Origin of the sequence: Paraburkholderia sp. RL17-337-BIB-A, assembly GCF_046025895.1 — a bacterium.
GTDB lineage: Bacteria > Pseudomonadota > Gammaproteobacteria > Burkholderiales > Burkholderiaceae > Paraburkholderia > Paraburkholderia fungorum_C.
In genome coordinates this window covers 1,316,851-1,329,821 of record NZ_JARESY010000001.1, presented here as the reverse complement: position 1 = coordinate 1,329,821, position 12,971 = coordinate 1,316,851, and the positions used below count along the sequence as shown (strand labels likewise).

Here is a 12,971-nt window from a genome sequence, read left to right as displayed (position 1 = left end):
GTCATACCGTATCACAAAAATAGAACGATCGTGCTAATCTCTGCTCATCGGGTTGCAGTGCAAGAGACCATCGCCCACAATACGATCCCGAAAAAAGCATTCTAACGGTAAGAGGAGCATCAATGACCCCCGCAAGTCTCATTGAGCAGTACGGCCCGCGCGAGTCGATGGAATACGACGTGGTGATCGTCGGCGGCGGCCCGGCTGGGCTGTCCGCAGCGATCCGCCTGAAGCAGCTGGCGGCTGAAAATGGCGTCGAGCTTGGCGTGTGCGTACTCGAAAAAGGCTCGGAGATCGGGGCTCATATCCTGTCGGGCGCGGTGATGGATCCGCGCGCGATCACCGAACTGATTCCGGACTGGAAAGAAAAAGGCGCGCCTTTAGACGTTGAAGTGACCGAGGACCGGTTTTTGTTCCTGACCGAAACCGGCTCGAAGAGCGTGCCGGTCTGGGCGCTGCCGGATAACTTCAAGAATCACGGCAATTACGTGGTCAGCCTCGCGAATGTCACGCGCTGGCTGGGTCAGCAGGCTGAGGCGCTGGGTGTCGAAATTTTTCCGGGCTTTCCGGCCGCGGAGATTCTCTACAACGACGATGGCTCGGTCAAAGGCGTCGCCACCGGCAATCTGGGGATCGGCAAGGATGGCGAGCCTACTGAGAATTTCCAGCTCGGCATGGAACTGCACGCGAAATACACGCTGTTCTGCGAAGGCGCGCGCGGACATCTCGGTCGCCAGTTGAACGATAAATTCAAGCTGCGCGAAGGCGTCGATCCGCAGGTCTACGGTATCGGCATCAAGGAACTGTGGGAAATCGATCCGTCGAAACACAAGCCGGGTCTGGTCATGCACACGGCTGGCTGGCCGCTCGAAAATGATACGTACGGCGGCTCGTTCCTGTATCACATGGATAACAACCAGGTGGTGGTGGGCTTTGTGGTCGGTCTCGGCTACACGAACCCGTATCTGTCGCCATTCGAGGAGTTCCAGCGTTACAAGACGCATCCGGCAATCCGCGCGGTGCTCGAAGGCGGCAAGCGGGTGTCGTACGGCGCGCGGGCGATCACCGCCGGCGGCCTGCTGTCGCTGCCGAAGCTGGTGTTCCCGGGCGGCGCGCTGGTGGGTGACGATGCGGGCTTCCTGAACGCATCGCGGATCAAGGGTTCGCACGCGGCGATCAAGACCGGCATGCTGGCGGCTGAAGCGGCCTTTGATGCCGTCCAGGCAGGCCGCACCAGCGATGAACTCACCGCTTATCCGGAGTCGTTCAAGACCTCGTGGCTGCACACTGAGTTGCATCGTGCGCGTAATTTCAAGCAGTGGATGAGCAAGGGCCTGTACCTCGGCACCTTGATGGTCGGCATCGAGCAGAAGCTGTTAGGCGGCAATGTGCCCTGGACGCTGCATCACCAGCATTCGGATCACGAAATGCTGAAGCCTGCGTCGCAGTGCAAGCCGATCGTGTATCCGAAGCCGGATGGGAAGCTGACGTTTGACCGTCTCTCTTCGGTGTTCATTTCGAACACCAACCATGAAGAGAACCAGCCGGCTCACCTGACGCTGAAAGACCCTTCGGTACCGGTAAATGTGAACTGGCAGACCTATGCGGGACCGGAGTCACGCTATTGCCCGGCGGCGGTGTACGAGTTCGTGAAGAACGACGACGGCAGCGAACGGCTGGTGATCAACGCGCAGAACTGCGTGCACTGCAAGACCTGCGACATCAAGGACCCGACCCAGAACATCGTCTGGGTCACGCCTGAAGGTGGCGGCGGTCCGAACTATCCGAATATGTAATGCACACAAGCGCCGCTTCCACGCGGCGTTTTTTATCGGCGCGCGATCGCAACGCGATGAGTGGGCGGAGGCAGGAGATGAGGTTTGCAATACAAAAAACTCAAGCGCTCCGCATCACTTCAATCCGTTCTCGCACTTTCGCCAGCACCGGCGCCCACGCGCCAATCTCAGGCTGTCGAAAGAGTTCAATAGAGTCGTACCAAGGCGTGGTGCGCGATTCGTCGCCCCAAAACCATGCCGAGACATGATCGATCATCAAACACGTCGGCACGCCGAGCGCTCCCGCCAGATGCGCAGGCCCGCTATCGATCGTGACGACCAGATCCAGATTCGCCAGCAACGCAGCGACGTCATCGAATCCGGACTGAAAATGGTGGGTCAAGTCGACAACATCGAGACCCTTGGCCCGCCACAGCACGACAGTTTCACTACGCCCTGGCGACAACGCAAAATAGGTCACACCGGGCACATTCAATAGCGACTCGAGTTGCTCGACCGGCACCGAGCGCCGCATATCGCGGATATGGTCAGGATTGCCGTTCCACACCAAGCCGACCTTGCGATTGCCCGGCTTGCCGGCCGTGTGCGCCTGAACCCGCCCACACCATGCCTGCACACGCGCAGGCTCGGCGCTCAGATACGGCGCACCCCACCCTGTTGCATCGAAAACACCAAGCTGTAACGGCAAGCTCATCAATCCGCAATGGAAATCAGGCCGCGTTTCAAGGCTTGTTTCGAGCGGCAAGTCGGCAGGCAGCATCCGTTCGAATAGATGCCGCAACGGCCCGTCGTGACCGAAAATCACCCGGCCGCCCTCACGCCGCGCGCGCTCGGCTAGCCGCGGCAGAAAGCGCACCGCCCAAAGACAGTCGCCATTGCCTTGCTCGCCATACACGATCAGCGTTTTGCCTTCCAGCGATTCGCCCCGCCAATGCGGGCTGATCGCGGCGAGCGCATGCTGCGCGTTATTCAGATCGTCGCCGAACGCAACGCGTGATTCGTAATGCGCCCAGCCCTCGGCGAACCGTCCTGTGCGGATTTCGAGTTCAGACAGATCGAACTGCGCATGCGCGTTATTCGGCGACAGCACAAGCACCTGCCTGAGCAATGCTTCCGCTTGCGCGAAACGCGCCTGCTCCTTCACGCACAACGCGAGCTTGTGAAGCGCCACCGGATTGCCGGGTACGACACGCACCGCTTCGCGCAACAGCCGCTCGGCCGTGTCGAAGTCGTTGCGCTGTTGCACGGCGGCGGCGCGCCAGATCAACGCGTTGGCGTCTTCGCGGTTCCGTTCGAGAAGCAGCGTCGCGGCGGAATCGACGAGCACCCAGTCGCGCACGATGAACGCCGTCTGCGCAATCGTGTGGAGCAATGTGGGTTCGCACGAAGGGTCGAGCTGATAAGCGCGCACCAGCGCGGCAAGCGCCTCGCGCTGGCTGGCTTTGTCACGGCCGGCGCGTTGCAGCAGCGTTTGTCCGAACACGAGACAATCGGCTGCACCGGCTTGCGGCGCGGCGGCGCGCATGCGCAGAGCCGCGAGTTGGCGATCTGCCGGCTCGGAGGTCGTATCAGTCATGGAGACGATGCCACGGCGCGCGGTGCCGGTACGAAGGCGCTCGGAGAACCCGCTTTAAGGCGCGCTCGCGGCGATCTTCGGTGTGCTCACGGCGACATCGCCGCATTGCGCACGGTTACGCAATGCGTGGTCGATCAGTACCAGTGCGAGCATGGATTCGGCGATCGGCGTGGCGCGGATGCCGACGCAAGGGTCATGCCGCCCAAACGTTTCGACGATCGCCGGCTGCCCTGCCTTGTCGATCGAACGACGCGGCGTGCGAATGCTCGAAGTCGGCTTGATCGCGATGGACACCGTGATGTCCTGCCCGGTCGAAATGCCACCGAGCACGCCGCCCGCGTGATTGCCGACGAAGCCCTCTGGCGTCAATTCGTCGCCATGCACCGAGCCGCGTTGCGCGACACTGGCGAAGCCCGCGCCGATCTCGACGCCCTTCACCGCATTGATGCCCATCATGGCGTGGGCAATGTCCGCATCGAGGCGGTCGAACAGCGGCTCGCCGAGCCCGACCGGCACCCCGGAAGCCACGACATTGATGCGTGCGCCGATCGAGTCACCGTCCTTGCGCAACGCGTCCATATAATCTTCGAGTTCCGGCACGATCTCCGCATTCGGCACGAAGAACGGGTTCTCACGCACGTGCGCCCAGTCGACGAACGGGACATTGATCTCGCCGAGCGCCGCCATGTAGCCACGGATCTCTGTACCGAACTTTTCGCGCAGCCATCTCTTCGCCACCGCGCCGGCTGCCACGGTCGGCGCAGTCAAACGGGCCGACGAACGGCCGCCGCCGCGATAGTCGCGAATGCCGAATTTTTGCCAATAGGTATAGTCGGCGTGACCGGGACGGAAGGTGTCCGCGATGTTGCCGTAGTCCTTACTGCGCTGATCGGTATTGCGGATCAGCAGCGCGATCGGCGCACCGGTGGTCTGACCTTCGAACACGCCCGAGAGGATCTCGACCTTGTCTTCTTCCTGACGTTGCGTGACGTGACGCGACGTACCGGGTTTGCGGCGGTCGAGTTCAAGCTGGATATCGGCTTCGTTAAGCGCCATGCCGGGCGGGCAGCCGTCGATCACGCAGCCGATAGCGGGGCCGTGCGATTCGCCGAAGGTCGTGACAGTGAAAAGCGTACCGAGCGTGTTGCCGGACATGGGCGTCGTCCAAAGAAATGCGGGGAAGGCACTATTATGCCAGCCCCCAAGGGCCTAGGGCCGCAGCGCGCGCCGGTCTATGCCTTCTGGACAAGTCTCCGGCGTGGCGGGGCCGCAGAGGGAAGGGCAGGAATTCCTGCCGCGACACTGACCCAGCCGCGAATTCCATGACGCCGCAGCTTGCGCACGGACCCGATCGGCAAGCCGCCATCCGGCCACGCTACTTCCGCGCCCCGCGCAGTTCAGTAACGATCTGCTGCAGCGCTTCCGGCGTCGCCTCAGCCGGATCGATCGGTTCACCCACCGCCAGCGTCAGCCGGCTCATCACACCTTTCTGGATCGGCCGCGGCCAGCGCGCGTCGTTGGCGCGCGAAAACACGCTGCCCCACAGCCCGCGCAGCGCCATCGGTATCACCGGCGCCGGCGTGCGGCGCACGATCTCGGTCACGCCATGGCGGAACGGATTCATCTCGCCGGTCTTGGTCAGCTTGCCCTCCGGGAAGATGCAGACCAGGTCGCCCTCAGCCAGCGCCGCTGCACAACGCTCATAAGCGCGCGTCAGCAACTCTGGATCCTGATGGGCGGGCGCGATCGGAATCGCCTGCGCGTGGCGGAACACCCAGCCGGCGAACGGCGTCCTGAAGATCTGATGGTCCATCACGAAGCGGATCGGCCGCGGGCTCTCAGCCATGATGACGATCGCATCGACGAGGCTCACGTGGTTGCACACCAGCACGGCCGCGCCCTCTTCCGGAATTCGCTCGGCATGCACCAGGCGAATCCGGTAGAACGTATGCACCAGCACCCAGGCCATAAAACGCAGCAAAAACTCGGGCACGAGCGAATAGATGTACGTCGCGACGACGATGTTCAGCAACGCGGTGACCAGGAAAATCGCCGGAATGCTGAAACCCGCCGCGGTCAGCGCCATCGCCATCAATGACGAAACGATCATGAACAGCGAATTGAGAATGTTGTTCGCGGCGATGATGCGCGCCCGGTGGCTCGGCTGGCTACGGCTCTGGATCAGCGCATAGAGCGGCACGCTATAGAGGCCGCCGAACATGGCGAGCAGGAACAGATCGGCTAGCACGCGCCAATGAGCGAGCCGCATGAGAAATTCGCCGACGCTCAGCAAATGCCCCGCCTCCGGCAACGCGTGACTCGCGAAGAACAGATCGATCGCGAACACGCTCATGCCGATCGAGCCGAGCGGCACGAGGCCGATTTCGATGCGCCGCTTCGAGAGCTTTTCGCACATCAGCGAACCCAAACCAATGCCGATCGAGAAGGTGGCGAGCAGCACGGTCACGACATCCGGATCAGCGGACAGCACATTTTTCGCGAAGCTGAAAAACGACGACAGAAAAGTCGCGCCGACGAACCACAGCCAGGAAATCCCCAGCAGGCTCAGAAACACCGTGCGGTTTTCGCGCGCGAGCTTCAGATTGCGCCAGGTCTCGCTGACTGGATTCCAGTTGATGCGCAGATCGGGCTGCGGCGCCGCCGTAACCGGCACGAAGTTCGACACCAGCCGCCCCACCAGCGCAATCCCGACACAGGCGCAGGCCAGCACCACGGCGCCGTGTTCGACGAAACCCGCGCCCACGCCGCCAACGATCGTGCCGATCAGGATCGCGACGAAGGTGCCCATCTCAACCATCCCGTTACCGCCGACCAGTTCCGACTTCGACAGATGCTGCGGCAGGTACGAATACTTGACCGGGCCGAACACGGTCGAATGGACGCCCATCAGAAACGTGCACAGATACAGCAGGGGCGCGCTATGCAGCCAGAAACCCGCGCCGCCGATCAGCATGACGACGATTTCGAAGCTTTTGACGAAGCGCGTGAGCATCGCCTTGTCGTACTTGTCCGCGATCTGGCCGGAGGTGGCCGACAACAGCACGAACGGCAGAATGAAAATCGCCGAGATCAGGAACGCAGCCGTTTTCGGATCGACACCGGAAAAGCGCGCCGCCTGATACGTGACGAGCGACGTGAAGCCGATCTTGAAGACGTTATCGTTCATCGCGCCGAGGAACTGGGTCCAGAAAAACGGCGCGAAACGGCGCTGCCCGAGCAGGCGGAACTGGGATTCGTGCCCCTCGTGTGGGCGAGCGGCGCGGCGGGCGGCGGGTAACGGACGATCGCTCATTAAGTTCGGGGAACGGGCTAAACAATCACAAAAAGGGAAGAGCCAGGCACAAAAAAAGCGCACGCTTTCGCGCGCGCTTGACCGCATTTTCACACTCACGGCAACGGCGCGAACGCCGCGGTGAGCCGCTGCTCGTTAAGTTAGTTAGCGCGGCGCCGGTTGCTGTTCCTGCTGCTCTTCCGGCCAGTCGCGGATGTAGGCCTTGAGCATGCGGTTTTCGAAACCCTGCTCTTCGACCACGGCCTTCGCGACGTCGTAGAACGAGATCACGCCCATCAGCGTGCGGCTTTCCATCACCGGCAAATAGCGCACATGATGCTCGAGCATCATGCGACGAACCTCGTTGACGTCCGTTTCGGGCGTGCAGGTGAGCGGATGGTCGTCCATCAACTTGCGGATCGTTGCGGTACCCAGGCTGCCGCCGTGTTTGCTCAAGGTCAGAATAATTTCACGAAACGTCAGCATGCCGACGAGGTCGCCGTATTCCATCACGACCAGTGAGCCGATATCGTGCTCGGCCATGGTATTGACTGCGTCGTGCAGCGTGGTATCCGGCGTAACCGTGAAAAGGGTGTTGCCTTTGACTTTAAGAATGTCGCTGACTCGCATGATCTGTCTCCGTGATGCCGCTTAAGCTGATAATGCCTGAATGACTTTCGATCCTAGCGGAAAGGCCCATAAAAGGAAAGCGGCCCGCCCGCCAAGGCGCAGCGGGCGTTTGCAAGCTCAGTCCGGCGCCATGTAGACCGCGCGCATCGGGAAAACCGCGCTTGAAGCGATTCACGCCGGTGATAGGATGGCCGCCACTTTCACCTTTCGCGAGGCTGTCCGTGGCCTCGCCGCCCAGGATGTCCGCCAACCGTTTCGATACGCTTGCGCTGCACGCCGGCGCCGCCCCCGATCCCACCACCGGCGCGCGCGCCACGCCTATTTACCAGAGTACGTCGTTTTCGTTCCGCGACTCGGACCACGCCGCGGCGCTCTTCAATATGGAGCGCGCCGGCCACGTCTATTCGCGCATCTCGAATCCGACTGTGGCCGTGTTCGAGGAACGCGTTGCCGCGCTGGAAAACGGCGCGGGCGCGATCGGTACAGCGAGCGGCCAGGCTGCGCTCCATCTGGCGATCGCTACGTTGATGGGCGCGGGCGCCCATATCGTCGCCTCCAGCGCGTTGTACGGCGGCTCGCACAACCTGCTGCACTACACGCTGCGGCGCTTCGGCATCGAGACAAGCTTCGTCAAACCGGGCGATCCCGACGCATGGCGCGCCGCGCTGCGGCCGAACACGCGCCTGCTGTTCGGCGAGACGCTTGGCAACCCCGGCCTCGACGTGCTCGATATCGCCGCGGTGGCGCAAATCGCGCACGAGCACGGCGTGCCGCTGCTGGTCGACTCGACCTTCACCACGCCCTACCTGCTCAAGCCGTTCGACCATGGCGCCGACTTCGTCTATCACTCGGCGACCAAATTCCTTGGCGGGCACGGCACCACGATCGGCGGCGTGCTCGTGGACGGCGGCACGTTCGACTTCAACGCATCCGGCCGTTTTCCCGAATTCACCGAACCGTACGAGGGCTTTCACGGCATGGTATTCGCCGAGGAAAGCACTGTCGCACCGTTTCTCCTGCGCGCGCGCCGCGAGGGCTTGCGCGACTTCGGCGCCTGCCTGCATCCCCAGGCCGCCTGGCAACTCCTGCAAGGCATCGAGACGCTGCCGCTACGCATGGAACGGCACGTCGCGAATACGCGCAAGGTAGTTGAATTCCTGTGCGCACACCCCGCCGTCGAAGCCGTCGCCTATCCGGAACTGCCATCGCATCCGGACCATGCGCTCGCGAAGCGTCTGCTGCCGCGCGGCGCGGGCGCGGTGTTCAGCTTCACTCTGCGCGGCGACCGCGCCGCCGGACGCAGCTTCATTGAAACGCTTTCGCTGTTCTCGCACCTCGCGAACGTCGGCGACGCACGCTCACTGGTCATCCACCCTGCATCGACGACGCACTTCCGCATGGACGCCGCCGCACTCGCCGCAGCCGGCATCGCCGAAGGCACGATCCGCCTGTCGATCGGTCTCGAAGACCCCGACGATCTGATCGACGACCTCAAGCGTGCGCTGAAAGCCGCGCAGAAGGCGAGCGGGACGAGGGTGCCGGGGAGCGGACCATCTGGTTCGTCCGGCGCGGCGAAAAACAGCCCGTCCAGTTCATCCGCTGCTTCGGCGCAAGGAAGCCTGTCCAATTCGTCCGCCCCGCAGGCCCTCGACAACCTAACCAGTTCATCCACCCCGCAGGCCCCCGACAACCTATCCGGTTCATCCACCCCGCAGGCTCAGGACAATTCATCCAGCCCATCCGCTGACGCAACCAAACCACGCCCGGAGTCCGCATGATCCTCACCGTTCAAGGCAAGCCCGCCTACGCGTACACCGGCGGCAAACCCTTCGACCCCAGCCTGCCGACCGCGGTGTTCATCCACGGTGCCGAGCATGACCATAGCGTGTGGGCATTGCAAACGCGTTACTTCGCGCATCACGGCTTCGGCGTACTGGCGGTCGATCTGCCCGGCCACTGCCGCAGCGCCGGCCCCGCGCTCACCACCGTGACAGCAATGGCCGACTGGCTGGCCGCCCTGCTTGACGCCGCCGGCGTACAACGCGCATTCGTGGCCGGCCACAGCATGGGCTCGCTAATCGCACTCGACTTCGCCGGCCGCTATCCGGAGCGCGTCACGCACCTGGCGCTGCTCGCCACCGCCATCCCAATGGCCGTCTCCGACGCGTTGCTCGACGCCGCCCTGCATCGCGAGCCCGAAGCAATCGAGATGGTCAATCAATGGTCGCATTCGACGCTCGCCGCCAAACCGTCGTGCCCGGGCCCGGGCTTCTGGCTGCACGGCATGAACCAGCGGTTGATGGAGCGTGTCTCGGCGAGCGGCGAAACGCACCTGTTCCACACCGACTTCACCGCGTGCAACGGCTACGCGGACGGCCTCACACGAGCCGCTGAGGTGCGTTGCCCGACGCGCCTGATCGTGGGCCGGCGCGATGCGATGACGCCGCCACGCGCGGCCAAAGCGCTCGCCGACGCGCTCGCTCAAGCCGGCGTACCGGTCGACACCGTGACGCTCGAAGCCGGCCACGCCCTGATGACCGAGCAGCCCGATGCCACGCTCGACGCGCTGTTCAGCTTCGCCTCGAAAACCACAGGCACTGTTTCATACGGTGGTCAGTAATCGTTGTGAGTCGTCACGATAAGCGCACCCGTGCAGACGCGCCATCGGCCGAATGGCCAGGTTGCGCGCATAGCCCGATACCCGCACAATGACTCAAGCCTGTCCTGTTTCGAGTGCGTTCCGAACCTGTCGGCACACGGCGAAGCAACCTGGGAGCGACGGGCACGGAATCGAGTAGCGTCGACATTCGGAGGCCATGATGGCTCAAACCGCGCACACCGATCACTTCGCGAGCTTCGCGGAGTTCTATCCGTACTACCTGAGCGAGCATCGCAACACGGTATCGCGGCGGCTGCATTTCGTGGGTTCGCTCGGCGTGATCGGTTGCCTCGCCATGGCGCTCGCCACCGGTGACTGGCTATGGCTGCCGGCCGCCGTCATCTGCGGATATGGCTTTGCCTGGGTCGGGCATTTCTTCTTCGAGAAGAATCGCCCGGCTACTTTCCGGCATCCGCTCTATAGCCTGATGGGCGATTGGGTGATGTTCAAGGACATCTGCGTCGGAAAAATTTCTCTGTAGGTCTGCCGGCGCGTTCAGGCTGCCTGCTCATGCAGCCTGCTCATGCAGCCTGATGAGGCATTGAAGAAGTGCCCTGCCCATTTTCCTGGGCACGCGCTGCCCGTGAGGCAGCACGCGCCGCCAGCAACGCGGCGAGCGTCACTTTCAGTTTGTCGTTTTCCAGCGCCGCCAGAAGCGTCTCGCCATCCACGCGCGTGGAGTGCAGTTGAAGCTGATATTCGAGCTCCGCGCGATCGATCACGAACAGGTCGAACAGCTGCTCAACCGTGATCTGCGCCGGATTCGCCAGCAGCAGGAAGTGCGGACGCATGCCGTCCTCCTGCAAGCGCGCGATCCACTCGATCTCCTCGAGCTTTTGCAGCAGCTTGATCGTGGTGTCCATCTCGCGACGAAGCATTCGCGAGAGATCCGGCACCGTGTAGCCGCGCTTGCCGGCGTCGCGCGCTTCCGAGAGCCGTGCGAGCAATTCAAGCGAATCGAACAGATCGCTGCCCTCGAAAGTCGGCCGATGAAACTGGCCGATCCGGATCGCCGGCAACGCCGACGCAATCATCGCGCCGGCCAGTGCGATGAACCAGCAGAGGTACATCCACAACAGAAACAGCGGCACAGCGGCAAATGCGCCGTACACCGCCGTGTAGGTAGGAATACGGCGCACGTAATAGCCAAAGCCGCGCTTGGCGAGTTCGAAAGCGATCGCGGCAGTAATCCCGCCAATCACCGCGTCGCGCCATTCCACGCGGCAGTTCGGCAGAAATACGTACAGCATCGTGAAGGCGAGGGCCGTCAGCGGCAGCGCGGCGCTGGTCAGCGCCCAGTCGATCACCGGCGTAATGTGCTGGGCGGCCGTGAACGCCATGGACCGCGTGAACAGATAGGAAGAAATCGACAGACTCACGCCGATCAGAATCGGACCGAGCGTGATGATCGCCCAGTAGACCAGAATGCGCTGCGCGAATGGCCGCGCCTTGCGCACCCGCCAGATCACGTTGAAGGCGGACTCCACGGTCATCATCGTCATCACGGCGGTGACGAACAGAAAAATCATGCCGATGGTCGTGAGGCCCTTCGCCTTGGACGCGAACTGGTTCAGATAATTGAAAATCTGACTGTTGAGCTGCGCGGGCATCAGATGGTCGGCGAGGAAAATCTGCAGCGACATCTGAAACGAACTGAAAATCGGAAACGCGGTGAACAGCGCGAACGCGACCGTGGCAAGCGGCACGAGCGCGAGCATGGTGGTGAACGTGAGGCTGCCGGCCACCTGCGGAATGCGGTCTTCGCTGCTGCGCTTCGCGGCAAACTGCGCGAGCCGTTTGAGCGTGTCGAGATCGAAACGCACCCTGGACAACAAACCCACCTCCTTGCTTGATCAAACAGTGTGTCAGGACAGAGCGCGAGGCCTGGCCGAATGGCTATGGATGGCCTGTGCAGCGGACCCAGCCCCTATAATACCCGCTCACCGATGAGGCCTATGAAAGACATTCTCGTGCTTTATTACAGCCGTCACGGCGCCACGCGCGAGCTTGCGCTGGCGATCGCCCACGGCGTCGACAGCGTTCCCGGCATGCAGGCGCGCGTGCGCACCGTGCCGGCGGTTTCCACCGTCTGCGAAGCGACCCAGCCGGATATTCCCGCTGAAGGACCGCCCTACGTCGAACTGCGCGATCTCGAGGAATGCGCCGGTCTCGCGCTCGGTTCGCCCACCCGCTTCGGCAACATGGCCGCGTCGCTGAAATACTTTCTCGACGGCACCACGCCGCAGTGGCTTGCGGGTGCGCTGTCCGGCAAACCGGCCTGCGTGTTCACGTCCACCGGCAGTTTGCACGGCGGCCAGGAATCCACGCTGTTGTCGATGATGTTGCCGCTCCTGCATCACGGCATGCTGATCGTCGGGATTCCGTACACCGAGAGTGCGTTGTCCACCACGCAAACCGGCGGCACGCCCTACGGCGCGTCGCATTTCGCACGCGCGGGCACGGCCGGACAGGGCATCTCCGCCGACGAAAAAACGCTTGCGATTGCCCTCGGCGCGCGCGTTGCCCGCGCGGCGGCATCCATGAGCGAACGGCCGTGAGCGAGCCGGTCTCACCGCCGAAAATCGCCGCCGCATCCGGCGCCACTGCCGCCCTGCTCGCGCTGATCGTATTGTCCGTCGCGTGGGAATGGTGGCTCGCGCCGCTGCGTCCAGGCGGCTCGGCGCTGGTGCTCAAAGCCGTGCCGCTCCTGCTCGCCCTGCCCGGCGTGTGGCGGCATCGGCTTTACACGTTGCAATGGGCGTCGATGCTGATCCTGCTGTATTTTGCCGAGGGCATCGTCCGCGGCTGGAGCGATCGCGGCCTGAGCGCCCGCCTCGGTTGGCTCGAAGCCGCGCTCTCCGTGGTTTTTTTCGTCTGCACGCTCGCCTATGTCGCTCCGTTCAAGCGCGCGGCAAAACGGGCAGCCAGGCAGGCGGCAAAACAGGCAGCAAAAGAGAACGCAAAACCGAACGCCGGGCAGGCCGAGGGAGGCACCCGATGAAAACAGCGCTTCCCGCA

Annotated in this window: 11 protein-coding genes; 6 read left to right on the top strand and 5 right to left on the bottom strand. The window is 63.0% G+C overall.

Annotated features, from left to right (window positions below; translation table 11 throughout):
- Positions 1–122: 122 nt before the first annotated feature.
- Entirely contained in the window at positions 123–1,796 is a 1,674-nt protein-coding gene (locus tag P0D84_RS06200; RefSeq protein ID WP_408333621.1) for an electron transfer flavoprotein-ubiquinone oxidoreductase, read from the top strand.
- Between the two features lie 100 nt (positions 1,797–1,896).
- Here P0D84_RS06200 and P0D84_RS06195 read toward each other — a convergent pair whose 3' ends face one another.
- From P0D84_RS06195 to P0D84_RS06180, 4 genes are all read right to left on the bottom strand, one after another.
- On the bottom strand, positions 1,897–3,372 hold the full coding sequence (locus P0D84_RS06195) for a tetratricopeptide repeat-containing glycosyltransferase family protein (RefSeq protein ID WP_408333618.1): 1,476 nt from the start codon (positions 3,370–3,372) through the stop codon (positions 1,897–1,899).
- A gap of 54 nt (positions 3,373–3,426) precedes the next feature.
- The gene (gene aroC, locus P0D84_RS06190) at positions 3,427–4,527 is read right to left on the bottom strand and encodes a chorismate synthase (RefSeq protein ID WP_408333615.1); all 1,101 of its coding nucleotides are present in this window, start codon (positions 4,525–4,527) and stop codon (positions 3,427–3,429) included.
- 220 nt (positions 4,528–4,747) lie between these two features.
- Entirely contained in the window at positions 4,748–6,685 is a 1,938-nt protein-coding gene (locus P0D84_RS06185; RefSeq protein ID WP_408333612.1) for an MFS transporter, read from the bottom strand.
- 144 nt (positions 6,686–6,829) lie between these two features.
- A complete protein-coding gene (locus P0D84_RS06180) occupies positions 6,830–7,294 on the bottom strand; it encodes a CBS domain-containing protein (protein WP_408333609.1) in 465 nt (154 codons plus the stop codon).
- Positions 7,295–7,533: 239 nt separating this feature from the next.
- On the opposite strand from P0D84_RS06180, the gene P0D84_RS06175 reads away from it, so the two are divergent.
- The 3 genes from P0D84_RS06175 to P0D84_RS06165 all read left to right on the top strand — a co-directional run bounded on the left by P0D84_RS06175 (position 7,534) and on the right by P0D84_RS06165 (position 10,434).
- Entirely contained in the window at positions 7,534–9,072 is a 1,539-nt protein-coding gene (locus P0D84_RS06175; RefSeq protein ID WP_408333606.1) for an O-acetylhomoserine aminocarboxypropyltransferase, read from the top strand.
- Positions 9,069–9,914 carry an alpha/beta fold hydrolase gene (locus P0D84_RS06170; protein ID WP_408333603.1) on the top strand — a complete coding sequence of 282 codons (846 nt, stop codon included), beginning with the start codon at positions 9,069–9,071 and terminating at the stop codon, positions 9,912–9,914. The genes P0D84_RS06175 and P0D84_RS06170 overlap by 4 nt, the downstream gene beginning before the upstream one ends.
- A gap of 199 nt (positions 9,915–10,113) precedes the next feature.
- Complete coding sequence (locus tag P0D84_RS06165) at positions 10,114–10,434, top strand: Mpo1-like protein (protein WP_012433756.1); 321 nt, start codon at positions 10,114–10,116, stop codon at positions 10,432–10,434.
- A gap of 40 nt (positions 10,435–10,474) precedes the next feature.
- Here the strand turns inward: P0D84_RS06165 and P0D84_RS06160 are convergent, their stop codons facing one another.
- Positions 10,475–11,788, bottom strand: coding sequence for a YihY family inner membrane protein (locus tag P0D84_RS06160; RefSeq protein WP_408333600.1), 1,314 nt, complete (start codon positions 11,786–11,788; stop codon positions 10,475–10,477).
- A 120-nt stretch (positions 11,789–11,908) separates the two neighbouring features.
- Between P0D84_RS06160 and wrbA the strand changes: the two genes are divergently transcribed.
- Together wrbA and P0D84_RS06150 are read left to right on the top strand one after the other, a co-directional pair.
- A complete protein-coding gene (wrbA, locus tag P0D84_RS06155) occupies positions 11,909–12,511 on the top strand; it encodes an NAD(P)H:quinone oxidoreductase (RefSeq protein WP_408333597.1) in 603 nt (200 codons plus the stop codon).
- Entirely contained in the window at positions 12,508–12,954 is a 447-nt protein-coding gene (locus tag P0D84_RS06150; protein WP_408333594.1) for a DUF2069 domain-containing protein, read from the top strand. The genes wrbA and P0D84_RS06150 overlap by 4 nt, the downstream gene beginning before the upstream one ends.
- The last annotated feature ends 17 nt before the right edge of the window (positions 12,955–12,971 follow it).

Bases quoted from the DNA above. Each gene is read 5' to 3' on its own strand.
- P0D84_RS06170 (WP_408333603.1), top strand. From the start codon at position 9,069: ATGATCCTCACCGTTCAAGGCAAGCCCGCCTACGCGTACACCGGCGGC.
- P0D84_RS06180 (WP_408333609.1), bottom strand. From the start codon at position 7,294: ATGCGAGTCAGCGACATTCTTAAAGTCAAAGGCAACACCCTTTTCACG.
- P0D84_RS06185 (WP_408333612.1), bottom strand. From the start codon at position 6,685: ATGAGCGATCGTCCGTTACCCGCCGCCCGCCGCGCCGCTCGCCCACAC.
- wrbA (WP_408333597.1), top strand. From the start codon at position 11,909: ATGAAAGACATTCTCGTGCTTTATTACAGCCGTCACGGCGCCACGCGC.
- aroC (WP_408333615.1), bottom strand. From the start codon at position 4,527: ATGTCCGGCAACACGCTCGGTACGCTTTTCACTGTCACGACCTTCGGC.
- P0D84_RS06200 (WP_408333621.1), top strand. From the start codon at position 123: ATGACCCCCGCAAGTCTCATTGAGCAGTACGGCCCGCGCGAGTCGATG.
- P0D84_RS06165 (WP_012433756.1), top strand. From the start codon at position 10,114: ATGGCTCAAACCGCGCACACCGATCACTTCGCGAGCTTCGCGGAGTTC.
- P0D84_RS06195 (WP_408333618.1), bottom strand. From the start codon at position 3,372: ATGACTGATACGACCTCCGAGCCGGCAGATCGCCAACTCGCGGCTCTG.
- P0D84_RS06175 (WP_408333606.1), top strand. From the start codon at position 7,534: ATGTCCGCCAACCGTTTCGATACGCTTGCGCTGCACGCCGGCGCCGCC.